Below are 24,594 nucleotides of genomic sequence, written 5' to 3'. Positions count from 1 at the left end.
CAAAAATAAAAAGCCCATTAAGGACTTTTAAATTTACTTTATGACATTAATTTTTACAGCCTCTTTTAGGTATTTCTTTTCAACATACATCTTGTCGTCGGCTCTTTTGATCAAATCATCAATTCTCGACCTGTTTACATGCTCATATTCGACAATGCCATGACTGACGCTTATTAGAAATGGTTTATCCTCCGTCACATTTATTTCTTCATAGCGTGTATTGATTCTCTCCCAAATGGTCTCAGCAATTTGAGAATTGATATTGCTAAAAACAATCAAGAATTCATCGCCACCCATTCGAATAACGTAGTCGTCTTCTCGGATTTCATTTTTAATGACATCAATTGCACTAACAATCAATTCATCTCCATAATTGTGACCCAAAATATCGTTTACCATTTTAAGGCCGTTAATGTCAATAAAGCATAAGCTAAAATGAAGCTTGCGTCGATTGTCCTGGCCCACTAATTTACTAAGTTTTGCCAAACCCGATTTACGTGTATACACTTTTGTAAGTTGATCGAAAATGAGTTCATTAAAGTATAGAGACATTTCTTTAAATTCACTGATGTCAATGTTCTTAAGCTTATCAGATACTTCATCGTCAATAAGCGATAAGGCTTTCAACTCTTTAATCAGTGTCATCATTGGCTTTCTCACATGTTTGTTTGTCGAATGAAATGAATATAGGGTTACACTAACAATGAGGAGAACCAAAGCGGCATTCATATAGATTGCAACAACGACCTTTTGCTGTGCATCATCCGATATCAAATTTACAAAGTGATTCACATCTTCTACAAACAAATCAATTTCTGAATTAATTTGATCACAGATTTCTGTATTTGAATCTTCTGTTATTATAGACATATATTTTGACCTAAATGACGTTTCCCACATTTTACTGATATAAATAAGCTTTGCTTTTATTTCTTCATCTTTAAGCAAATTGGAATCAGAGAGCATCAGTTCATTGAAGCTGCTTTCGAAATTGGACAATTTACTTTTCAGATCAGACTTCAATGCCACCTTTTGTACTTCGTCCGTTTCTTGGCTGATTCTATTCGCTAAGAGCCCCATATTGTAACTGTACGCTCTCATTCTCCCCGATTGATTAATTAATGCTGCATCATTCTCCATCCGAGTATAAGAAAAAATATTAATCAATACAATCATTAATGCCAATATCACAAGAATTCCATGCGTAATCAGCAATTGGTGTTTTACTTTCACAAATCCTCCTACCGTAAAAGACGCAGCCTATTTTTAGGCTGCTTCAATCCTTCATTTACATAAAAAGTTTAATGTCTTCCTCAACTGTTCCAATTCCAGCTATTCCAAAATTCTCAACTAATACATTTGCAACATTTGGTGATAAGAAGCCTGGTAAAGTCGGTCCTAAATGGATATTCTTAACGCCTAGATACAGCAACGCAAGAAGTACAATAACGGCCTTTTGTTCATACCACGCGATGTTGAATGCGATTGGCAATTCATTGATGTCATCAAGAGCAAATACCTCTTTAAGTTTAAGTGCAATGAGTGCCAATGAATACGAGTCATTACATTGACCTGCATCTAGTACTCTAGGAATGCCACCAATGTCACCAAGTGGTAGTTTGTTGTATCTGTATTTCGCACATCCAGCTGTCAAAATAACCGTATCTTTTGGTAATTTTTCAGCAAATTCAGTATAATATTCTCTTGATTTCATGCGTCCATCACAGCCTGCCATGACAAAGAATTTCTTGATAGCGCCAGATTTAACCGCATCAACCACTTTATCAGCCAGTGCGAATACTTGTTCATGTGCAAATCCACCTACAATCGAACCTGTTTCAATTTCAGTAGGCGAAGGCAAACCCTTTGCAAGTTCAATAACTGAAGAAAAATCTTTATTTCCATTTTCATCTGCACTGATATGGTTGCAACCTGGGAATCCTGCAGCACCTGTTGTGAAGATGCGATTTCTGATTTCTTCTGTTCTTGGTGGTACGATACAGTTCGTCGTGAACAAAATAGGTCCATTAAATGGCCCGAATTCATCCACTTGACGCCACCATGAGCCACCATAATTGCCCACTAAATTATCATATTTTTTAAACAGTGGGTAATAGTGTGCTGGCAACATCTCACTGTGTGTGTAGATATCAACACCTGTTCCTTTAGTCTGCTCGAGCAATTGCTCAAGGTCTGTTAAATCATGACCTGAAATTAAGATTGCAGGATTTTTCTGAACGCCAATATTTACATTTGTAATTTCTGGATTGCCATATTTGGATGTGTTTGCACCATCTAATAATGCCATTGCTGCAACGCCAAACTCACCAGTTTTTAATGTCAATGCAACCAAGTCGTTCACAGATAGCGAATCGTCAAGCGTTGCGCATAAAGCTTCATAGATAAATTTGTTAATCTCGTGATTTTCTTTGCCGATGTTTAAAGCGTGATGCGTATAAGCAGCCATACCTTTTAACCCGTAAATAACAAGTTCTCTTAAAGATCTCACATCTTCATTTTCAGTGGCTAAAATGCCAACTACAGAAGCTTTTTCAAGCATTGCATCACGATCTGACACAGTAAAAGTTGCTGCATCGCTTAAATGTAAGCCATTTGTTTTTGCCTTCAAACCATCTCTGATTTGGATATTCTTTTGGATTTGTTTTTCTATTGCGTTTTCATCAAAGTTTGCATTTGTAATGGTTATAAATAAACTTTTTAATACTTGATGATTTGCTTCATTCAAATTTTCTACTTGTAATGCGCCTTTAATGACAATTTCTGAGATTCCCTTGCAACTGTAAATCAATAAATCTTGTAGTTTAGCGACTTCCTCGTTTTTACCGCAAACACCTTTTATCGTACAGCCAGTGTTCTTTGCAGTTTCTTGACATTGATAACAGAACATACTCATAAACATACCTCCATATAGAATGATTTGAACATCAAATTAATTGTACTATTATGAGATTGTTTTAACAACTTATTTTTGAGTAAAGCTGAACATAAAAAAAACAAAAGCTTTAAATTACATTTTGTATATACAAATTCGTAGATTGTTTGAAATGAAATACGGGTACAAGAATAATTGCGAATGTAAAGAAATCAATAAAACATATCTGGACCAATATGTCCTTTCTATGATCATCAAATCAGTACTAAATACCACGAACGCCACCAGTATTACAGAAGCTTATAACGAGTTCATCACCGATTCAAAGTCTGACACCAGCAAAGACATCCTGAACTATGAACAACAACTCAATGCCGCAAAAAAAGAAGCAAATAACCTGCTTTCCTTTATCATGGCAGGCAATCACTCCCAACTGGTAGTTGATAAACTTAAGGAAACAGAAAAGACCATCGCCAACATCGAAAACATCATAAGCGACTTGAAAAACATCAAAATCGATACCAAGTTGACGGATGAAGATCTAACGAAGGCCTTTAACAAGTTCAAGCAGAAAATCATCACCTCTCAAAAGAAAGAGGAAGAACTAGAACTCAAAGCCATCATTGAAGCATTTGTTGAAAAAGTCACTGTCACAAACGAAGACGTCAGCATCGAATACAAACTCGACGAAATTGTGGGCAAAAACGTGGCTGACAGCTACGCTTACTACATTTCAAAAAAGACAAATGCACGTCCTTTTTTGGACGTGCATAAGAATGGTGGAGATGGCGGGAATCGAACCCGCGTCCAAAAATAAATCACTTTCACTTTCTCCGAGCGCAGTCACTAATTAAATTTCACCTAGAAGCGCGTCCAGTGACCCACATGTTCCTAGGCTATTTCTATCATACTCAGACCAAAGGATTAGAAACGCATCCCAAGATGAGGCCCCAGCAAGGGTTTGTCAGGCTCCAGGCGGCTGAGACAAGGCCTAGAGGTGACGCAGCATTACGCTGCTAAAGCAAATTCGTTATTTGCGTTTATATTTATTGATCCAGTTCTTTTACGTGTACCCCAGATCAAGAAACACGGCTCGCTTATGAAAGGTCATCATCCCTGTCGAAACCAGTACATCCCCGCGTTGTATTAGCGGTTGTACTCTTTTAACACTTTTTGAATGCGTCGATTGGCATCTTTTTTTGCCAAAGTTTCCCGCTTGTCATAGAGCTTCTTCCCTTTGGCTATGGCAAGTTCTACCTTTATGAGCCCTCTCCCATTCAGATAAACTCGAAGTGGTACAAGTGTGTAGCCATCACGCGTTATAAGTGCATGAATCTTATGAATTTCGCGTTTGTGGAGCAAAAGCTTTCGTGTGCGCACTGGATCTTGGTTAAAACGGTTTCCAAAATCATAAGGGGTCACATTCATGCCCAAAATAAAGATTTCACCATTTTTAACTTCTGCATAAGCTTCCTTTATGCTCACTTTTCCATTTCTAATGGATTTTACTTCTGTTCCAAAGAGCTCAATTCCAGCCTCATAAGTATCCTCAATGAAGTAGTCATGTCTGGCTTTTTTATTTTGAGCCAATAATTTGATTTCAGCCATACAGTTCTCCTTCCATAAAGATTATAATCGACTGCAATTATCATTTTAACACATACACTGTCTCACTTCAACGCATGTCATCTGAATTTAATCTAAAGTTGCGATTCGTTTACAAACCGTTCCAGGGCGTATACCAAACCATCTGATTCATTGTCTTTTGTAACAAAATCGGCTACAGCTTTAAGTGCTTCAGTTGCATTCCCCATAGCAACCCCAACACCAGCGTACTTAACCATATCCATATCATTCTCATTGTCACCAAGTGCGATTACGTTTTCTACTGGAATATTATAGTGGTTACGAATCGCTTCAATCCCTGTGGCTTTGGAAACCCCTTCTGCCATAACATCAAAAGACGTTGTAAGGGATTTGCACGTCTGAACACCCGAAATCAAATTGATTTCCTGCATAACCTTCTGAAAAATTTCTGGATGCTCACTATAAAGTCCAATCTTATAAATAGGTACCTTGTCTACAAACCCTGACAAATCCGATTCAAAGACGACGTTAAATTTAAAAGCCTCAGGCAATTCCGCCATTCCATCTGCATACCCCTTGGCAAGATGCTCTCTACGTTCTGCGTAGATGGTTTCGATATCATAGAAATGAAAGTAAACATCATATTTTTTACAAATTTTTACGACAGCATGGGCAGTTTCTTTGGGAAGTTCAATTGCCTGTAACAGTTCACCCGTTTTCAAATGTTTGACCACTGCACCATTACATGAAATCAAGTAACCATTATAATCCAAAGTCTGTGTAATGATTTTTCCTGCCCCATGCATTCTACCCGTTGCAATGGCAAATATGTGCCCATCTTCTATTGCTTTAAAAATTGTGTTTTTTGTATGATCTGAAATACTTTTGTCATTTCTTAGCAAAGTACCATCTATATCACTTACTATTAACTTTCGCATTCTATTAAGTCTCCATATCCTATAGTTATTCAAGTTCAAAATCAATCTGTCTTAAACTTGGATCTGCACCCGTTACAACAACCTCAACCTCTTGTCCAAGTTCATACGTTTTTCGAGTTCGCTCACCCACTAAAACCATTTTAGACTCATCATATACATAGTAATCATCATCCATGGTTTCCAACCGAACAAGTCCCTCCACTGTATTTTCCAGTTCTACAAACATTCCAAAAGATGTAATGGTTGAAATTACACCAGCAAACCGTTCACCAATAAATTGAACCATATACTCTGCCATTTTCATATCGTCTACTTCACGCTCAGCAAGTTCCGCATTTCTTTCTCGATCAGAACTTTGGATTGAAACCTCATCCACAATCTTCTTTAGGTTTTTAAGACGCGTATCTGTCATTTGACCATTTATGACTTCTTTAATAATCCTGTGAATTTGAAGGTCTGGGTACCGTCTGATTGGCGACGTAAAATGACAATAGTATTTCGCTGCCAATCCAAAATGTCCATCATTGTTTGGTGAATACTTCGCTTGTTTCAAAGACCTAAGCGTCAGCTTGCTAATAACGTGCGCTTCCTTTTTGCCTTCTACCTCTTCCAAAAGCGCTTGAACAGCTTTTGGATGAATGTCATCTGCTGATCCTTTAATCTTGTATCCAAAATGGTGGAGAAATTTATTCAAGGTTTCGATCTTTTCTGGTTTAGGGTCTTCATGAATTCGGTAAACAAAAGGCATCTCAAGCCAGAAAAAGTGCTCCGCAACAGTTTCATTGGCCACAAGCATAAAGGATTCAATCAATTTATGGCCAACACGTCTTTCAGCTTCCCCTACAAAAATTGGTTTGCCCGCGCCATCTAGCATAATTTTGGTTTCTGCAAAATCAAAATCAATCGCACCCCGTGATTCTCTTTTTTGAAAGAGTAAATCAGCAAGTGCCTTCATTGAAAACAAATCCTCATATAAATAGCCATACCGATCTTTCAAAGCATGGTCTTCTAAACCTTCAAGTATATCGGAAACATCTTCATAATTCATCCGTTCCACTGTTTTTATGACACCTTCAACAATACGGTGTGAAACCACATCCCCATTTCTGTCAATTTCCATAACACATGATAAAACCAAACGATTGACACCAGGGTTCAAACTACATATGCCATTTGAAAGCCTTTCCGGTAGCATTGGAATTACCCTATTAAGTAGGTAAACACTCGTTGCACGTTTTAAGGCTTCTTTATCAAGCTGTGAGTTTTCTTTAACATATTGAGTCACATCCGCAATGTGAACACCCAGTTCATAGTTGCCCGAGGGCAATGTTTGAATATGAATCGCATCATCCAAGTCCTTTGCATCTTTGCCATCTATGGTAATGACATTCAAGTCTCTAAAATCTTCACGCCTTTCAATTTCAGATGCTGCAACTTCTTGTGCAATTGCTTCTGCTTCAGCTAGAACCTTATGATTGAAAATTTCAGGTAGGTTAAATGTGCGTATAACTGCCAGTATATCAACACCAGGATCTCCAGATTGACCAAGAATTTCAATAATTTTTCCTTCTGGATTTCTTCTATCTTCAGGATAACGTATAATTTCTACGACAACTTTATCTTTTTGCTTTGCGCCAAGCGTGTTGTTCTTAGATACAAAAATATCTTTGCGAATTTTAGTGTCATCGGGAATTACAAATCCGAAATTTTTGCTTTCATCGTATGTGCCCACAATCTTTGTGTTGGCACGTGTGACGATTTTTATTACTTCACCCTCACTTTTTTGATTTGGACCGCCCACTTTCGTTAATTTTACCATAACCTTGTCACCATTCATTGCGCCACCAAGCGAATTGGACGGAATAAAAACATCCAACATCTCAACATTTTCAACGATAACAAAGCCAAAACCACGTGTGGTCACCTGAATCTTACCCACGTAAATTTTAAAGAACTCTGGAAGTGCATATTTGCCCTTCTTAGTCCGAATAACCTTACCTTCATCTTCCAACTTTTCCATTTCAGCAATAAACGTCGATCGATCAATTGGGTCTATATTAAGCGCATTCATAAGATCCATTTCAATATAAGGTCGCTCACTATTGGCTTCCAAAAATTCAAGTACTTGCTCTTTTATCATATGCCCCCTCCTAAAATTTAAGTCTCTTTATATTATACCATTCTCAATCAAAAAAACACACTTCCCCTAAAGGAAGTGTGTTGAGGTCATAAATTAAATAGTTTATAACAAAGAGCCAAACGTTACGAAAAGTGGTGCAAATACCAACGATACAATTGTCATCAATTTAATTAAAATATTAATAGATGGGCCTGACGTATCTTTAAAAGGATCACCTACGGTATCGCCAACAACACTGGCCTTATGCGCTTCAGATCCTTTTCCGCCGAAGTTTCCTTCTTCAACATATTTTTTAGCATTATCCCAAGCACCACCTGAATTCGCCATGAAAATCGCAAGGAGAACGCCTGTTACAAGTGCGCCTGCCAACATGCCACCAAGTGCTTCACCGCCCAATATAAGACCAACTGCAATTGGTACAAGTACAGCCATCAAACCAGGTACCAGCATTTCTCTTAAAGCCGCTCCTGTACTGATATCAACACATCTTGCATAATCTGGCGTTGTTTTCCCTTCCATGATTCCGTCCATGGTTTTAAACTGTCTTCTAACTTCTTCAATCATCTGATAAGCTGCTTTACCAACAGATTCCATGGTGAGTGCTGAGAAAATAAATGGCAACATACCACCAATAAACAAACCAACAACAACTTTTGGATTTAGAACATTAATAGTTTCTAGCCCAATTGCTTGTGAATAGGATGCAAATAATGAAAGTGCTGTCAGTGCAGCAGAGCCAATTGCAAACCCTTTTCCAATTGCAGCAGTTGTATTCCCAACTGCGTCGAGCTTATCTGTGATTTTACGAACTTCTTTTGGAAGTTCACTCATTTCAGCAATACCACCTGCATTATCTGCAATAGGACCATAAGCGTCAACTGCTACTGTGATACCCGCTGTTGAAAGCATGCCAACTGCTGCAAGCGCTATTCCATATAATCCTGCAAATTCAAATGCAATCAATGTTGCAGCTGAAATAAAGAGAATTGGCCAAAGTGTTGAAATCATTCCTACAGCAATACCTGAAATAATTGTTGTCGCTGGGCCCGTTAAAGATTGTTCAGCTATTTTTTTAACATGTTTATATTCACCAGACGTGTAAATCTCCGTTACAACACCAATTAAAATACCTGTTAAAAGTCCCGCTGCAATGGCATAAAACATATCCAATGTGTCAAAAAATTGTTGACTTAATATAAACGCTGCAACAACAACGATTAAGCCACTTACGTATGTTGATTTTTTCAAAGCTTTATGCGGATCTGACTTTTCATCACTTCTAACAAAGAACGTCCCAATAATAGAAGCCAGTATGCCAATTGCGGCTAAAACCAATGGGAAAAATGCCCCATTAACACCGAAAGACAAGACACCTAGTGTGATAGCGGCTATAATTGAGCCAACATAGGATTCAAAAAGGTCAGCACCCATGCCCGCTACGTCACCAACGTTGTCGCCAACATTGTCTGCAATAACAGCAGGGTTTCTTGGATCGTCTTCAGGAATTCCAGCTTCAACCTTACCAACTAGGTCTGCGCCAACATCTGCAGCCTTGGTATAAATACCGCCACCAACACGGGCAAAAAGCGCAATTGAAGAGGCACCTAAGCCAAAACCAGTAATAATTTGTGGGTCTTCAAAAACCATGTAAAGTACACTAACTCCGAAAAGTCCGAGGCCAACCACAGACATGCCCATTACAGCACCACCTGAAAAAGCCACACCAAGCGCACGGTTCATGCCACTCTCCATAGCAGCAAATGCTGTACGAACATTGGCTTTTGTAGCCACTTGCATGCCAATAAAGCCTGCCAAAGCTGAAAACACTGCGCCAATAACAAATGAAATTGCTGTTTCAACACTTTGTAGACCAACTGAAATGGCAATTGCCAAAATAATTGAAAAAATAATTAATACTTTGTATTCTCTTCTTAAAAACGCCATAGCCCCTTCGTGAATATAAGAAGCGATTTCGTTCATTCTTGGGTGATTTACAGAAATCGTATTGATTTTCATAAATACCAAGTAAGCGGCAAAAACAAGTGCAATAACACCAGCGCCTGCCGACAGCAACGAATAGTTCATCAGTCTATTCCTCCCTACAATATTTTGATCTTTCTAAGCAAATCTGTATACAAAAAATATACAATAATTAGCTAAATCGCTAATTATTGTATATAAGCCATCAACAGCGCTGACAACATAAACACGACTGCCGATACTTTGGTGATTTTGTCAAACTTTGCATCATAATCTCTAGCTTTATTTTTTCCCCAGAGTTGTTCTGCGCCACCGCCGATTGCACCTGACAATCCGGCTGATTTACCTGATTGAAGTAAAATACTGGCAATAAGTACAAGTGATGATAAGATTAACAGTACAGTAAATAGCACTTCCATTTTCACACCTCCGTTTCCCTTGTTTAACATAGGTATTTTACCACAGTACCCTTCAAATTACAATTGATTCATTATTTTTTGTCAAAAAAGCACAGACCTGGTGGTTGCTGTTCCACCAGGTCCACACTTCTCGTTGTCAAGATATGCTTATATTTGATCAGCATGAGTAAACTCATAGACTGAAAACCACTTAACCTAAATGTTATCTTAAATTGTAGAATGCTGACATACCAGCATAAATTGCATTTTCTCCAAGTTGCTCTTCAATTCTCAAAAGTTGATTGTATTTCTCAACTCGGTCTGTTCTTGCAGGTGCACCAGTCTTGATTTGGCCAGCATTTACGGCAACTGCCATATCTGCAATTGTAGAATCTGCTGTTTCACCAGATCTGTGTGAACTGATTGTTGTAAAACCAGCACGTTTCGCCATTTCAATTGCATCTAACGTTTCAGTAATTGTCCCAATTTGGTTGAGTTTAATCAATATAGAATTTGCAGACTTTTCTTGAATTCCTTTTGAAAGTCTTACAGTATTGGTTACAAACAAGTCATCTCCAACAATTTGGATTTTATTGCCAAGTTTCTCAACCATGTGTTTCCATGCAGCCCAATCTTCTTCAGCAAGGCCATCTTCAATTGAAATAATTGGGTACTTTTCAACAAGGTCTGCATAATATGCAACCAATTCTTCAGGTGAAAATTCTCTACCCTCACTTGCCAAAGTATATTTTCCAGTTTTCTCATCAAACAGTTCATTTGCTGCAACATCAAGTGCAAGTTTAATTTGCTCGCCTGGTTTATACCCTGCTTTTTCAATAGCTTCCATAATAACTTTAAGCGCGTCTTCATTTGTAGGAAGATTTGGCGCAAAGCCACCTTCATCACCTACACCAGTCGCCAAACCTTTTGCTTTAAGGACAGACTTCAATGTGTGGTAAATCTCAGCACCCCATCTTAAAGCTTCTTTAAATGATGTCGCACCAACTGGCATAACCATAAATTCTTGAATGTCTACATTATTATCTGCATGTGCGCCACCGTTCATGATGTTCATCATTGGAACCGGTAGAGTTTTTCCGTTTGTGCCACCAATGTATTCATAAAGAGAAAGTCCTAAAGAATCTGCTGCCGCTTTTGCAACTGCAATTGAAACACCTAAAATTGCATTGGCGCCAAATTTTCCTTTATTTGGTGTGCCATCAAGTTCGATCATCAATTTATCAATACCCACTTGATCAAAAACATCCCAACCTTCAAGTTCTGGTGCAATCAACTCATTGATGTTATCAACAGCTTTTTCAACACCTTTTCCCATGTAACGGCCTTTGTCACCATCTCTTAATTCAACAGCTTCAAAAGCACCTGTTGAGGCGCCTGAAGGAACTGCTGCTCTTCCCATTGCCCCATCTTCAAGATAAACTTCAACTTCTACTGTAGGGTTCCCTCTAGAATCCAATATTTCTCTTGCATAAATATCTGTAATAATTGACATGCTCATTACCTCCATAAAGGTTATTTTATTAAGGATTTTCCCGTCATCTCTACAGGAATATCCAAGTTCATTAATTCAAGCACAGTTGGTGCAAGGTCACTTAGTCTACCATCTTGTCTTAACTTGACATCGCCTGCACCACCAAGGATAAGTGGCACTTTATTGATTGAATGGGCTGTAAATGGTGCCCCATCTTCTGTAAGCATTTGCTCTGCGTTACCGTGATCTGCCGTAATCAGGAACGCTCCACCTTTTTCTTCCAGCTTTGCAACCACTTTGCCCAAACAGACATCAACTGTCTCAACTGCCTTAACAGCAGCTTCAATAACGCCTGTATGCCCAACCATGTCTGGGTTGGCATAATTTACAATTACAAAATCATAATAGTCGCGATCCAATTCACTTAACAATCGATCGGTTAATTCATATGCAGACATTTCAGGTTTCAAATCATAAGTCGCTACTTTAGGGGAGTTAATTAAAACCCTGTCTTCACCTGCATTTGGCGCTTCAACGCCACCATTAAAGAAGAAAGTTACATGTGCATACTTCTCAGTTTCAGCGATGCGGAGTTGTGTCTTCCCTAACCCCGACAAGTAAGTGCCCATTGTGTTCTCAATGGTCTGCTGTGCATACGCAATTTCAATATTTTCAATGGTTTTATCATACTGAGTAAACCCGACATACTTTGTTTTAAAATAAGGTCGCTTAAAGCCATCAAATGTCTCATCTACTATTGCCCGCGTAATTTCACGTGCACGATCAGGTCTAAAGTTAAAGAAAACAATTGCATCATTTTCCGAAACAGTGGCTACTGGTTTGCCGTCTTCCATAATCACTGTTGGAATTATAAATTCATCAGTCACATTCTGCTCATAAGAGGTTTGCATCACTTCAACTGCCGATGTCGATGTGTTTCCAATCCCTTCCACTAGCATTCTGTATGATTTTTCAATACGTTCCCATCTTTTGTCCCGATCCATGGAATAATAGCGTCCTGATACAGAGGCGATTTTTCCAAAGTTTATAGATGCCATAAAGGACTCTAAGTCTTTAATATAATCCACACCCGATGTTGGCGAAGTATCTCTACCATCCATAAAAGCATGAACATAGATTTCATCTAGTCCTTGGTCTTTTGCCATTTGTATAAGGGCTTTCAAATGATCAATATGGCTGTGAACGCCGCCATCCGAAAGCAATCCCCATGTATGAAGCTTAGTCCCATTTATCTTGGCATGTTGCATGGCTTCAACCAAAACAGGGTTGGTAAAAAAGTCGCCATCTGCAATTGATTTTGTAATTCGAGTCAATTCCTGATAGATAATCCGACCTGCACCGATATTCAAATGCCCAACTTCTGAATTGCCCATTTGACCCTCTGGCAATCCAACATCCATGCCACTGGCAGCAAGTAAGGTGTTTGGGTATTTTTCAATCAACTGGTCAAAAATTGGGGTATTAGCCATTGCAACTGCATTACCAGTCTGTGCATTATTTTGTCCCCAACCATCGAGGATCATAATAGCAGTTGGTTTTTTCATTGAGTCAACTCCTTAAAAGTTTACAAGTTGAACGAAACTATCTGCTTCAAGGCTTGCACCACCCACTAGGGCGCCATCTATATCTGTCTCGTTCATGATTTCTTCAACATTGGCAGGTTTTACGCTACCACCATATTGAATCCGAATTTCTTCTGAAACTTCTGTGCTATACAAAGCAGCAAGTACTTCTCTAATATAGGCAATCACATCGTTTGCATCTTTACTGCTAGATGTCTTTCCAGTTCCAATTGCCCATATTGGCTCATAAGCAACCACAACTTTTGAAGCATCTGCTAGACTAATATTTTCAAAAGCTTTAACAATTTGTGTTTTGCAAACTGTTTTGGTCTCACCTGCTTCACGCTGTTCTAAACTTTCGCCACAGCATACCACAGGCGTCAACCCTTTTGATAAGGCTTTTCGAGTTTTTAGATTAACGGTTTCATCTGTTTCTGCAAAATATTGTCTTCTTTCAGAGTGACCAATAATCACATGCGTAACGCCGATATCCAGTAGCATGTCCGCACTCACTTCTCCTGTAAATGCACCATGATCTTCATAGTGCATATTTTGAGCACCAATTTTAATATTCGTACCCTTAGCAGCTTCCACAAGACTTGGAAGTAATGTAAATGGTGCACATACAAGAACTTCTACGTCTGTTCCTGAAACTTCAGGCTTAATTGCATCCATAAACGCAAGACCTTCCGCTACAGTTTTATGCATTTTCCAGTTCCCAGCTATAATTGGTTTTCTCATCATGCCTCCTACTTATCATCAAGTGCATCAATTCCTGGTAGCACAAGGCCTTCCAAAAATTCAAGCGACGCACCGCCACCTGTTGAAATATGTGTCATACGGTCTCCAAATCCAAGAATGTTTACAGCTGCCGCACTATCGCCACCACCAATTACAGAGGTCGCACTTGATTCTGCAAGCGCTTTTGCAACCGCAATCGTACCCTGAGCGAATTTTTCAAATTCAAAGACGCCCATTGGGCCATTCCAGACAACTGTTTTGGATTCAGCCACTGCATCCGCATACAACTTAGCAGTTTTAGGGCCAATATCAAGTCCCATGAAATCCGCTTTAATCGTTTGATCATCTGTCACAACCGGTTCTGCATCTTTGCTAAACTCAGCTGCCGTAATATGATCTACAGGAAGCAATAATTTTACACCTTTCGCCTTGGCGCTATTAAGCATTTCTTTAGCATAATCAAGCTTGTCTTCTTCTACCAAAGATTTGCCCACCGCGTAACCTTGTGCTTTAAGGAATGTGTATGCCATTCCACCACCGATTACTAACGTGTCGACTTTATTTAGTAAATTTTCAATTACTTTAATTTTGTCCGATACTTTTGCCCCACCTAAAATTGCACAAAATGGTCTTTCAGGTCGGTCCACTGCTTCACCCAAAAACTTGAGTTCTTTTTGAATTAAATAACCACATACAGCTTCTTCAACGTACTCTGTGACACCCACTGTGGATGAATGCGCACGATGTGCCGTTCCAAAAGCATCATTAACAAATATGTCTGCAAGCGACGCCAATTCTTTTGAAAGCGCCTCGCCATTTTTAGTTTCTTCTTTTCTAAATCTTGTATTTTCAAGAAGCATGACTTGCCCATTTTCAAGGGTATTGACTGCCTCTCTAGTTTTTTCACCAACGACTTCCTCTTCAGAATTAAAAACAACTTCTTGGCTCAATAGTTCTGAAAGTCGCTTTGCAACAGGCGCCAATGAAAATTCAGGTGTAAATGCCTTTGGCTTTCCAAGGTGAGAACATAAAATAACTTTCGCCCCTTTGTCAACCAAATAATTTATGGTTGGCATCGCTCCAAGAATTCTGTTTTCATCCGTAATTTTGCCATCTTGGATTGGTACATTGAAGTCACATCTTACCAAGACTTTTTTGCCTGCAACAGAAACATCTTCTATGGTTTTCTTATTGAACATTTTTAAAGCCTCCGCTTCATTTAATAAGTAAACCCTGGCTTATCATAACCAGGGTTTGGCTGTAGACTAAGTCTACAGCCTACCGTTATCAGTTATCTCTACTTGCTTGCCATGAATTTCATTAGGTCTACAACTCTGTTTGAGTAGCCCCACTCATTGTCATACCAAGAAACGATTTTAAAGAATCTCTTTTCTCCTGGAAGATTGTTTTGAAGGGTTGCAAGTGAGTCATAGATTGAAGATCTGTCATCGTGAATAAAGTCTGAAGACACAAGTTCCTCATTTGAATAGCCTAAGATATCTTTAAGGTAAGTTTCAGATGCTTTTTTAAGAAGGCCATCAATTTCTTCAATTGAAGTGTCTCTTGATGCCGTAAAAGTAAGGTCTACCACTGATACTGTGGCTGTAGGAACTCTAAATGACATACCAGTCATTTTACCAAGTGTTTCTGGAAGTACTTGACCTACTGCTTTAGCAGCACCTGTTGAAGAAGGAATAATATTAATTGCCGCAGCTCTTCCGCCTCTCCAGTCTTTCTTTGAGGGACCATCCACTGTTTTTTGTGTTGCAGTATAAGAGTGAATTGTTGTCATAAGACCAGTTTCAATTCCAATACCCTCTTTAAGAAGCACATGCACAACTGGTGCTAAACAGTTTGTTGTACAAGATGCGTTTGATACGATATTGTGTAATGCAGGGTCATATTCATTTTCATTAACACCCATTACAAGTGTTTTTACATCACCTTTGCCCGGTGCAGAAATAATAACTTTTTTTGCGCCCGCTTCAATATGACCTTTAGCAGCTTCAGAATTTGTAAACAGTCCTGTTGCTTCAATTACATATTCTACGCCAAGTTCTTTCCATGGTAATTCAGAAGGGTTACGTGTCGCCATGATGCACTTTGTTTCGTGACCATTAACAACAAGAATATCATTGTCTTCTGCATCAGCAGAGCTTTTTTTAGTTGAAATTTCACCTTTGAATTTACCTTGTGTTGAATCATACTTTAATTGGTAAGCAAAATAATCTGCATCTGTTGACATATCTACTACCGCAACAACATCAAACTGTGTACCAATTAAGCCTTGCTCAGCCATTGCATTAAATACCAATCTACCAATTCTACCAAAACCATTAATTGCAACTTTTACCATCTTTACTTCCTCCTTTTAAATCAAATAAGATTGAATTTTCTTTGCAGTTGCTTCATCAGTGACCAAGACAAGATTCGGATTCAATTTACTAATTGAAATAATCGCTTTTGCCTTATCTTCACCTGCTGCAACCGCAATCACATGCTTTAAAGATTTGAATTTATTTAAATCAATACCTATGGTACTGATTTCGTGCACAATTTCGCCTTCTTGATTAAAATAATACCCAAATGATTCTGCAACTGCACCTTTATTTAAAATATAATCAATTTCTTCTTGCTCTAAAAACCGTCTATCTGCCATCACTTCTGCAATTCCTATTCCAAAGAGCAAAATATCTATATGATCAATGGTTCCTAAAATGCGTTTGATATTGGGTTCGTTTTTTAATTCGTCAATGGTGCTTTTTGAAAGGTTATCTTGTGTATATAACAGTTGATACTTAGCTTCAAGTTTGCCAGCCAGTTTTTCTGCCAAGGTATTGGCTTGATACTCACTTTTGTTTCCCAAACCACCTCTAGCCGGGACAACCATAATCTCATGATTGTGAAAATCCACCCAGTCATCTTTATACCCATTTACAACTCTTTCTATCGAAGAACCACCCGTTAGTCCAATAATACTTTTGGGTTTTATGAGACGACTCAAATATTTAGCCGCTTCTGTTCCAATTTCTGTTAGTGTCTGATGTTCATCTGAAGCACCTGTTGACCCTACAATAACTTTTCGTATTCCCATTGCTTCAGCAAGTTGCTTCTCAAAATCTTCGATCCCACTCATTTTATAGAATATATCTTCCAATAAGCTCAAAACACGAATTCCACGCTCTGTAATTCGCATACCATCCGTATGGTAATCCACCAAGCCGGACTCTTTTAAGATATCAGATTCTCTTCTAACAACGCGTTCTGTTAGTCCCATATTGTTGGACAACAAGCGTCTGCCCACAGGTTGGTTAAACTTAATTGCGTTCAACAAATTATATCTTAAAGGCAACAACTCTTCTGTTTCAGGAAATGCATATCTTAAAAGAGTTGCCAGTTGATCGTGATCTATATATCTGTCTTCTCCCACAATTCCACTTCCTTCCGGGATAAATTTCAACTCGTGTTTCTATTCGGCGTCCCACTACCCTAATTATAACACCCTCTTAAAATAAATCAAGAGGGTGTTCTGTTTTTTTGGACTTTTTTTAACCCGATATTTCGCGCTTTGTCCCATCCGAAATTTGCTTAAAACCGTTTCCGTTTTGAAGAGGGCAAAACATCCATTTCATCTCGATATTTGGCTACAGTACGTCTTGAAATATGAATCCCTGTTGCAATAAGTGCATCTGCCAGTGCCTGATCACTCAGTGGCTTTTTAGGATCTTCTCTATCAATCATTTCTTTCATAACTGATTTTACACTTTCAGATGAAACACCTTCTCCACTGGCGCCTTTGACCCCACTTTGGAAAAAATATTTAATCTCAAAAAGGCCATTTGGACACTGGATGTATTTACCGTTCACAGCACGACTTACCGTCGATTCATGGACTTCAATCTCATCAGCTATATCCTTTAGGTTTAGTGGTTTTAAATACAGCAGTCCTTTTTCAAAAAATTCATACTGATAGTCAATAATCGCCTTACAAACCCTATAAATGGTATTCCGTCTCTGCTCAATACTCTTTATAATGCGAAGTGCAGCTTGTAAATTTTTTGATAAATATTCGGTTGTCATAGTATCCCTTGTCATTTGAGACAACATTTTTTTATAAAACGCGTTAATCTGAAGCCTCGGTGTTGCAACTTCATTAACCATCACAATGTAGTCCCCTTTTGACTTTTCCACATATACATCTGGGACTATATACCGAACATCACGCAAAGAACTAAAGCTGCGTCCTGGTTTCGGTTCTAAGGTTTTGATGTAGTCATACGCTTCTTGAATATTCTCAATTGTTTCACCCAGTATTTTGGCAATCTGAGCAAATCTTTTTTCCCCGAGTGCATTTAAATGTTCTTTTACAAGTGTGGTTTCAAGTCCATCATCATATCCCTGCTGTTCTAATTGAATCAAGAGACATTCTTCAATAGATCTTGCAAAAACACCTGGAGGATCTAGAGTTTGCAACATTACAATTAAGTTTTCCACCTTGTCATCGGGTATGTCAAAAAGTACAACCGCTTCATCATTGGTCATTTTTAAATAGCCATTATCATCGACATTCTCGATGATATAGGCACAAACTTCCATGTCCAAATCTGATAGATTCATGAGTTTTAATTGTGTTAGCAGATAGTCTCTAAGCGATTCCTCATCCGCAACAAAATTATCGTAATTCACTTCATTGTCTGGATTATATGACAAAGTCCCCATTGGTCTTGCATCTTCAAAATAGTTTACCATGTCTTCCCAGTCAATTTCTTTTGAATCACCCTTGTCCAAATCGTATTCAAACTCAGATTCTGATTCAACTTCCTTCTCAGAACTCGCTTTCTCTTCCGCATCAGATTGAATGCGTTCCAAAATTGGATTGTTCAGAAGTTCTTCATTGACAAATTCATTCAGTTCCATGGCATTATATTGAAGAATTTCAATTGCCTGTTTCAACTCAGGCGTCATAACCAATTTTTGTGTTTGTATTAGGTTTAAATTAAAATTCATTTTCATTTATTTATCATCTCATCCCAACTTCTATTCATAAAACTTAATGCCATTATACCAAATTACAGGTTAAAATAACAGACAAATAAAGGCAGGAACGCGTGCGCTCCTGCCTAGTTTAATACTATAGAATTTTAACGTTGTGATTTGTCGTAAGGAATTCCTTCCGCTTTTGGTGCTCTGGATTTTTTAGATGTAAAAGCCAAAACTACCATAGTTGCAACATAAGGCAACATCTTATAGTAAGTTTGATCAATTCCAAGATTATCTAGGAAAGGAATTAAGGATACGGAATAAGCAAGTGTTCTTAAAAACGCAAAGAACAAAGCGGCAAATAAAATCCGAATCGGCTTCCATTGACCAAAAATCATAACAGCGAGTGCTAAGAAACCAAAACCGGCAACGCCAGTATGTCCATTAACATTTCCATCCATTACCCCTACTGCGTAGAAGAAACCACCAATGCCACCAAGAAGTCCCGAAAGAGACACACCTGCATATCGCATAACATAGACGTTGATTCCTACAGAATCAGCGGCCTGTGGATGCTCACCGCATGCTCTTAATCTCAAGCCAAACTTGGTTTTATAAAAGATAATTACCGCAGCTACTAAGAATAAAAGTCCAATCAAGACCGTTAAATAGGTCTTTTGAAAAAACATTTCACCTATGATCGGAATATCACCCAAAACGGGCATTTTTCGGATATAAAAACTTTTACTGGTTGTGATGCCATCACTGTTGAAATACATTTTTGAAAAAAGTAATATTGCCGCTGGAATCAGCATGTTAAGCGAAGTACCCGTAATGGTTTGATCTGCTTTCATCGTTACAGCAGCAAAAGATAACATTAGGGAATATATAATTCCAGAAACTGCAGCAACAATCATGCCCAGCAAAAGAATGGTTTGAGGCCCCATACTAGAGTCTTGTACCAAATAAACAAACAAAGCACCAAAGAAGGCTCCAAAAAGCATGATACCTTCTAAAGCGATGTTGATAACACCACTTCGCTCACTGAACATACCGCCCAGTGCTACAAGCAAAAGCGGAATTGCAACAGGAAGCATGTTTTGTATAAGATAATATATCGTATCCATTATTCAGCCTCCTTCTTTATTTCTTCGGAAGCATCCGGTTCAATCACCGGCACCTCAACTTCTTTATGTGTTATATATTTACGAATAAATCTTCCAAGAGCCGCATTCATAATCATTGCAAATGCGGAGAAATAGATAATTACTGCAATAACAACATCTATAATTTCAGGTTTGTAACCCACAAGATTTGCCAATGATCCACCTCTTTGAATATGAGATATAAAGAAGGAGGAGAAGATGATTCCAATCGGATGTGAATTACCAAGAAGTGCTACGGCAATACCATTAAAGCCATTTGCTGCAATAATATTAACTGGCTCATAAGTCATACTACTTCCTGCAATACCCGATGGCGAAAGGATTAAGAAGGCACCACCTAGACCAGCAAGGCCTCCAGCGATAATCATTGTCAAAACAATATTTCTTTTCCCTTTCATGCCGGCATAATCTGCTGCATGCTTGTTAAAGCCTGTGGCTTTAAGTTCGTATCCAAATGTCGTTTTTTCAAGCACAATGTAAAGAACAATCCCAAGTATAACTGCAAAAATAATACCAAAATTAACATTGGACCCCTCTACACCAAGTGACGGAATTTGAGCACTTAAAGGCACATAATTTGTTCTGGACATTGTGGAGATATACATTGTGGAATTGCTTCTTATCCACATATCAACAAAATACATCCCTATATAGTTAAACATAATTGATGTAATAACTTCATTGACATTTAAAAGGGCTTTAAAAATTCCTGGAATGAATCCCCAAATCATACCACCAAGCATACCGGCTAGTATGGCAACGATCCAGTGTATGCCTGTAGGCAAATCCCACATAAAGCCAACGTAAAGCGCAAAGAACATTCCCATTGTGTACTGACCAGAGGCACCAATATTAAAAAGGCCCATTCGGAAAGCAAATCCAACTGCAAGTCCAGTCATCAAAATAGGTGTCGCGAAGTAAAGCACATTGCCAAAGCGGCTTAAGCCACCTGTTAAAATATAATTGAAACCTTTAAATGCACTGCCAGGATTGGCAAAAAGCATAATGACAAAACCAAAAATCAAGCCCAATGCTATTGCGAGCAATGCTGAACTAAAAGCTGAAAAGCCACTTCCTTTAGTAATATTTTTTATGCTATATTTATTTTTTTGAGATACACGTTTTTTATCCTGCATTGTCTATCTCCTTTTTTGTATTTCTTTTTGCACCGGACATATATAGCCCCAGTTCTTGTACCGTACTCTTTTTAGGATCAAGTTCTCCAACGATTTCTCCTTCATACATAACAAGAATTCTATCACTGACATTCATAACTTCATCCAGTTCAAGAGACACCAGTAAAACACCTTTTCCCGCATCTCTACGTGCAACCAACTGTTTGTGAATGTACTCTATAGCACCCACGTCAAGGCCACGTGTTGGTTGAACAGCAATCAAAAGATCATGGTCTTTATCGATTTCTCGTGAAATTATAGCCTTTTGCTGATTACCACCAGACATACTTCTTACTGTCGTAATTGGCCCTTGTCCACTTCTAACATCGTATTGATCTATTAGTTTTTCAGAGTACTCACGTACTGCATCAAACTTAATAAACCCATTCTTTTGAAACTCTGGTTGCCAATACCGCTGCAAGACCATATTTTGTTCAAGTGAATATTCAAGCACCAAGCCATGTTTGTGACGGTCTTCAGGTATATGACTTAGACCTGCAACGGAACGCTCTCGTACAGAAGCATTTGTAATATCCTTACCTGATAAAGTAATGCTGCCACCTATCATTTTTTCAAGCCCTGTAAGTGCGTAGACAAATTCAGATTGTCCATTGCCTTCAATACCAGCTAAACAAACGATTTCGCCAGCTCTAACGTCCAGTGAAACGTTTTTTACTGCATTATTTTTGTGATGCTTGGATGGGACAGTCATATTCTTTACTGAAAGTACCACATCTTTAGGCTTTGCATCTTCTTTGTCCACTTTGAAGTTAACATCACGCCCAACCATCATTTTAGAAAGTTCTTCTTTATTGGATTCCTTAACATTTACAGTGCCAATGTACTTTCCTTTTCTTAAAACCGTACACCTATCGGCAGCTTCCATGATTTCATTCAACTTATGTGTAATAAATAAAATTGACTTACCTTCGTTTGCAAATTCTCGCATGATCTTAAGGAGTTCTGTAATCTCCTGCGGTGTTAAAACGGCAGTTGGTTCATCAAAAATAAGAATTTCATTATCTCTATAAAGCATTTTGAGGATTTCAACTCTCTGTTGCATGCCTACCGAAATATCTTCTATTACTGCATCCGGATTGATTTTGAGGCCATAGCGTTCACTAAGCTCTACTACTTTTTCACGTGCTTCCTGTTTTTGTAAAAATCCCATCTTATTTGGTTCCACACCCAATATAATGTTTTCCAAAACTGTAAAAATCTCGACGAGTTTAAAGTGCTGATGCACCATTCCAATCCCTAAGGCATTGGCATCATTTGGATTGTTGACTTTCACAACTTCTCCATTTTTACGAATTTCTCCCTTTTCAGGCTGATACAAACCAAATAAAACGCTCATTAGCGTAGACTTTCCTGCACCATTCTCGCCCAACAGTGCATGAACTTCACCTTTTTTCAGATTCAAAGTAATGTTATCGTTTGCTTTGATTCCCGGAAATTCTTTGGTTATGTTCAGCATCTCAATAATATAATTTTCCACTTTTACCTCTTCCAATAAAATAAATTGTCATAAAAGTTTCGCCTTATTTCGTTTATACGTCAAAATAACACGTTCAAACACCTATTTTCAGGAAAAAAAAATGGAGGAAGACTTTGCCTCCCCCATTAATTGTTATTTTTAGTACATAAGGCTAAGGCCACTATGTCAAGTAATGGTAAATAGACTTACTATCTCGTAGTCACTTCAACTTTTACCAAGTTAAGCGCAGATACAAGTTCTTCTGCAGTTGCAGCGCCACTAGGATCTGCAACTTCGATTGAACGAAGAAGAGAAACATTACCGCTTGCAAGCTTATTGAATACAGCATCATAAGCAGCTTTGTCAAATGATTCAAATCTATCGAATGCATCTGCAGACGCATCGCCAATTACTTCAGTAGGAAGACCTACACCATCGTTGGCTGCGTTAAAGTAAGTTGTTGTTCCACCATATGTTGCCCAGCTGTCTGTGTTGTAAATTGCATCAAGTACACTTACAACAGATGCAGCAAGACCTTTTGTTGCAGAAGTAATAACTGTTTCACTATCATATCTTTGGTCAACGTCAACGCCGATTACTTTAGTATCAGCCTCTGAAGCTGCAGACATAACACTTTTACCAACAGCACCACCACAAGCAAAGATAACTTCTGTTCCTTCTTGGAACATAGTTCTTGCAGTTGCTTTGTTTGTATCATTTTCTTCAAAGTTTCCTGTATAGTGGTAAGTTACTTGAACTTCACCATCACCAAGACCCAATTCAACAGCAGCCGCCTCAGCACCTTGAAGGTAACCGTAACCAAAAGCTTGAACTGCAGGTACAGCCATACCACCCATGAATCCAAGATTTCTCATGCCATCCATAACAGCAGCATAACCAGCAAGATAGCCTGATTGCTCTTCTGAGTACATGATGCTTGCAACGTTTTCTTTTGTTTCAAATACAGAATAGTCTGCAGTGTGTGGTGATCCATCCAAAAGAATGAATTTTACTTCTGGGTATTTTGTTTGAGCTTCGTAAATTGGCACCTCAAAAAGGAAACCAGGTGTAACGATAACTTTAGCGCCACCCTCTACAGCCAAATCAATTGCTGCAAGATAGCCAGAGTCTGATGCTTCTTCAGGTTTGATGTACGTGTGTGAGATTTCGTTCTCAGTTGCAAAAGCAATAACGCCTTCCCACGCGCCTTGATTAAATGACTTGTCATCAATGTTACCCTTATCTGTGATCAATGCGATTTCATATCCATCATCGCCACTTTGAGCACAACCAGCCAGTCCCATACTAACCATCATAATTGCTAGTACGATCAATAATACTCTTTTCATGATACAACCTCCACTATTAAATTCATTTGACTTCCGTCTTCAATCATAATTATATCGTTTAAAACTTTAAATTACAATAACAATCTCACAAAGATGCCCTGTTTTCAACCATTTATACCATTTATTGTAAAATCGATTGCTCTTTACTTTGTAGTTTTTCACTTATAACCCCCAAACCAAATGCGCTATAAGTGGAAATTTGTAACTTTACACACGTAAAAACCGGAACAAACCCTAAATTTTGCCAATAAAACGGCATTTTATATGTTTGATTTTCACAAATAACCCGGCTTATGGATTCTTTAAAATCTATTTAAACCAAACATTTGTGAAAACTTTACAAACTATTTACATGAAAATCCAATAAAAAGCCAGATTTTACAATTCTTTATCAAGCAATGCCTTAATACCTGCTCGATTCGCTGTGTCTTTGGTACACTCACCCACTCGATTTCCGTCTTTATAAAGAACAACAGTTGGAAGTCCAAGTACGCGCTGACTCAAAGCCAAACGTCTTTCCTTGCTTGTGTTGAGTTTCCCAAACTTAACATCGGGATACTCTGTCGCTAAAGACTCAAAATCAGGCATTAAAGCTTTGCAAGGTTCGCACCCTTCACCCCAAAAGTCTACCATAACCATCCCTTTTACATTTAAAACTTCACTTTCAAAATTTTCCTTTGTAAGTTCTAACATGG

General features: G+C 38.4%; 20 protein-coding genes and 1 other RNA gene. 1 reads left to right on the top strand and 20 read right to left on the bottom strand.

Annotated features, from left to right (window positions below):
* Positions 1-33: 33 nt before the first annotated feature.
* Together JOC49_RS03110 and hcp are read right to left on the bottom strand one after the other, a co-directional pair.
* Entirely contained in the window at positions 34-1,233 is a 1,200-nt protein-coding gene (locus JOC49_RS03110) for a diguanylate cyclase domain-containing protein (RefSeq protein WP_204662176.1), read from the bottom strand.
* Positions 1,234-1,288: 55 nt separating this feature from the next.
* Positions 1,289-2,914, bottom strand: a complete 1,626-nt coding sequence (gene hcp / locus JOC49_RS03105) for a hydroxylamine reductase (protein WP_204662164.1) — start codon at positions 2,912-2,914, stop codon at positions 1,289-1,291.
* Positions 2,915-3,140: 226 nt separating this feature from the next.
* On the opposite strand from hcp, the gene JOC49_RS03100 reads away from it, so the two are divergent.
* Positions 3,141-3,710, top strand: a complete 570-nt coding sequence (locus JOC49_RS03100; protein WP_204662162.1) for a hypothetical protein — start codon at positions 3,141-3,143, stop codon at positions 3,708-3,710.
* On the opposite strand, the gene ssrA is transcribed toward JOC49_RS03100, so the two are convergent.
* From ssrA to JOC49_RS03010, 18 genes are all read right to left on the bottom strand, one after another.
* Positions 3,671-4,031: a transfer-messenger RNA gene (gene ssrA / locus JOC49_RS03095) on the bottom strand. The genes JOC49_RS03100 and ssrA overlap by 40 nt on opposite strands.
* Positions 4,032-4,039: 8 nt before the next feature.
* The gene (gene smpB, locus JOC49_RS03090; RefSeq protein WP_204662159.1) at positions 4,040-4,501 is read right to left on the bottom strand and encodes an SsrA-binding protein SmpB; all 462 of its coding nucleotides are present in this window, start codon (positions 4,499-4,501) and stop codon (positions 4,040-4,042) included.
* A 92-nt stretch (positions 4,502-4,593) separates the two neighbouring features.
* Positions 4,594-5,418, bottom strand: coding sequence for a Cof-type HAD-IIB family hydrolase (locus tag JOC49_RS03085; protein WP_204662156.1), 825 nt, complete (start codon positions 5,416-5,418; stop codon positions 4,594-4,596).
* Positions 5,419-5,443: 25 nt separating this feature from the next.
* On the bottom strand, positions 5,444-7,558 hold the full coding sequence (gene rnr / locus JOC49_RS03080) for a ribonuclease R (RefSeq protein WP_204662154.1): 2,115 nt from the start codon (positions 7,556-7,558) through the stop codon (positions 5,444-5,446).
* A gap of 102 nt (positions 7,559-7,660) precedes the next feature.
* A complete protein-coding gene (locus JOC49_RS03075; protein WP_204662150.1) occupies positions 7,661-9,643 on the bottom strand; it encodes a sodium-translocating pyrophosphatase in 1,983 nt (660 codons plus the stop codon).
* 83 nt (positions 9,644-9,726) lie between these two features.
* Positions 9,727-9,957, bottom strand: a complete 231-nt coding sequence (secG, locus tag JOC49_RS03070) for a preprotein translocase subunit SecG (RefSeq protein WP_204662147.1) — start codon at positions 9,955-9,957, stop codon at positions 9,727-9,729.
* Positions 9,958-10,159: 202 nt separating this feature from the next.
* Positions 10,160-11,449, bottom strand: a complete 1,290-nt coding sequence (eno, locus tag JOC49_RS03065) for a phosphopyruvate hydratase (protein ID WP_204662144.1) — start codon at positions 11,447-11,449, stop codon at positions 10,160-10,162.
* A gap of 20 nt (positions 11,450-11,469) precedes the next feature.
* Positions 11,470-12,993 (bottom strand): 2,3-bisphosphoglycerate-independent phosphoglycerate mutase, encoded by a 1,524-nt coding sequence (gene gpmI, locus JOC49_RS03060; RefSeq protein WP_204662141.1) that lies wholly within the window; start codon positions 12,991-12,993, stop codon positions 11,470-11,472.
* A gap of 12 nt (positions 12,994-13,005) precedes the next feature.
* Complete coding sequence (gene tpiA / locus JOC49_RS03055) at positions 13,006-13,752, bottom strand: triose-phosphate isomerase (RefSeq protein ID WP_204662138.1); 747 nt, start codon at positions 13,750-13,752, stop codon at positions 13,006-13,008.
* An 8-nt stretch (positions 13,753-13,760) separates the two neighbouring features.
* Positions 13,761-14,951: a phosphoglycerate kinase gene (locus JOC49_RS03050; RefSeq protein ID WP_204662135.1), complete on the bottom strand. Its 1,191-nt coding sequence runs from the start codon at positions 14,949-14,951 to the stop codon at positions 13,761-13,763.
* A gap of 98 nt (positions 14,952-15,049) precedes the next feature.
* A complete protein-coding gene (gap, locus tag JOC49_RS03045; RefSeq protein WP_204662132.1) occupies positions 15,050-16,108 on the bottom strand; it encodes a type I glyceraldehyde-3-phosphate dehydrogenase in 1,059 nt (352 codons plus the stop codon).
* A gap of 15 nt (positions 16,109-16,123) precedes the next feature.
* A complete protein-coding gene (locus tag JOC49_RS03040) occupies positions 16,124-17,182 on the bottom strand; it encodes a sugar-binding domain-containing protein (protein WP_204662129.1) in 1,059 nt (352 codons plus the stop codon).
* Between the two features lie 158 nt (positions 17,183-17,340).
* A complete protein-coding gene (gene rpoN / locus JOC49_RS03035; protein WP_204662126.1) occupies positions 17,341-18,759 on the bottom strand; it encodes an RNA polymerase factor sigma-54 in 1,419 nt (472 codons plus the stop codon).
* Positions 18,760-18,893: 134 nt separating this feature from the next.
* Positions 18,894-19,859 carry an ABC transporter permease gene (locus tag JOC49_RS03030; protein ID WP_204662123.1) on the bottom strand — a complete coding sequence of 322 codons (966 nt, stop codon included), beginning with the start codon at positions 19,857-19,859 and terminating at the stop codon, positions 18,894-18,896.
* On the bottom strand, positions 19,859-21,034 hold the full coding sequence (locus JOC49_RS03025; protein WP_204662120.1) for an ABC transporter permease: 1,176 nt from the start codon (positions 21,032-21,034) through the stop codon (positions 19,859-19,861). Before JOC49_RS03025 ends, JOC49_RS03030 begins: the two co-directional genes overlap by 1 nt.
* Entirely contained in the window at positions 21,024-22,571 is a 1,548-nt protein-coding gene (locus JOC49_RS03020) for an ABC transporter ATP-binding protein (protein WP_341534647.1), read from the bottom strand. Before JOC49_RS03020 ends, JOC49_RS03025 begins: the two co-directional genes overlap by 11 nt.
* 188 nt (positions 22,572-22,759) lie before the next feature.
* Complete coding sequence (locus JOC49_RS03015; protein WP_204662117.1) at positions 22,760-23,899, bottom strand: BMP family lipoprotein; 1,140 nt, start codon at positions 23,897-23,899, stop codon at positions 22,760-22,762.
* A gap of 378 nt (positions 23,900-24,277) precedes the next feature.
* Entirely contained in the window at positions 24,278-24,592 is a 315-nt protein-coding gene (locus JOC49_RS03010; protein WP_204662115.1) for a thioredoxin family protein, read from the bottom strand.
* Positions 24,593-24,594: the final 2 nt, after the last annotated feature.

It is taken from the genome of Fusibacter tunisiensis (assembly GCF_016908355.1).
Taxonomy (GTDB): Bacteria; Bacillota; Clostridia; order Peptostreptococcales; family Acidaminobacteraceae; genus Fusibacter_D; species Fusibacter_D tunisiensis.
The sequence above is the reverse complement of the archived record's forward strand: the minus strand, read 5'-3'. Positions and strand labels throughout refer to the sequence as shown.

Bases quoted from the DNA above. Each gene is read 5' to 3' on its own strand.
- hcp (WP_204662164.1), bottom strand. From the start codon at position 2,914: ATGAGTATGTTCTGTTATCAATGTCAAGAAACTGCAAAGAACACTGGC.
- JOC49_RS03100 (WP_204662162.1), top strand. From the start codon at position 3,141: ATGATCATCAAATCAGTACTAAATACCACGAACGCCACCAGTATTACA.
- smpB (WP_204662159.1), bottom strand. From the start codon at position 4,501: ATGGCTGAAATCAAATTATTGGCTCAAAATAAAAAAGCCAGACATGAC.
- JOC49_RS03085 (WP_204662156.1), bottom strand. From the start codon at position 5,418: ATGCGAAAGTTAATAGTAAGTGATATAGATGGTACTTTGCTAAGAAAT.
- rnr (WP_204662154.1), bottom strand. From the start codon at position 7,558: ATGATAAAAGAGCAAGTACTTGAATTTTTGGAAGCCAATAGTGAGCGA.
- JOC49_RS03075 (WP_204662150.1), bottom strand. From the start codon at position 9,643: ATGAACTATTCGTTGCTGTCGGCAGGCGCTGGTGTTATTGCACTTGTT.
- secG (WP_204662147.1), bottom strand. From the start codon at position 9,957: ATGGAAGTGCTATTTACTGTACTGTTAATCTTATCATCACTTGTACTT.
- eno (WP_204662144.1), bottom strand. From the start codon at position 11,449: ATGTCAATTATTACAGATATTTATGCAAGAGAAATATTGGATTCTAGA.
- gpmI (WP_204662141.1), bottom strand. From the start codon at position 12,993: ATGAAAAAACCAACTGCTATTATGATCCTCGATGGTTGGGGACAAAAT.
- tpiA (WP_204662138.1), bottom strand. From the start codon at position 13,752: ATGAGAAAACCAATTATAGCTGGGAACTGGAAAATGCATAAAACTGTA.
- JOC49_RS03050 (WP_204662135.1), bottom strand. From the start codon at position 14,951: ATGTTCAATAAGAAAACCATAGAAGATGTTTCTGTTGCAGGCAAAAAA.
- gap (WP_204662132.1), bottom strand. From the start codon at position 16,108: ATGGTAAAAGTTGCAATTAATGGTTTTGGTAGAATTGGTAGATTGGTA.
- rpoN (WP_204662126.1), bottom strand. From the start codon at position 18,759: ATGAATTTTAATTTAAACCTAATACAAACACAAAAATTGGTTATGACG.
- JOC49_RS03030 (WP_204662123.1), bottom strand. From the start codon at position 19,859: ATGGATACGATATATTATCTTATACAAAACATGCTTCCTGTTGCAATT.
- JOC49_RS03025 (WP_204662120.1), bottom strand. From the start codon at position 21,034: ATGCAGGATAAAAAACGTGTATCTCAAAAAAATAAATATAGCATAAAA.
- JOC49_RS03015 (WP_204662117.1), bottom strand. From the start codon at position 23,899: ATGAAAAGAGTATTATTGATCGTACTAGCAATTATGATGGTTAGTATG.
- JOC49_RS03010 (WP_204662115.1), bottom strand. From the start codon at position 24,592: ATGTTAGAACTTACAAAGGAAAATTTTGAAAGTGAAGTTTTAAATGTA.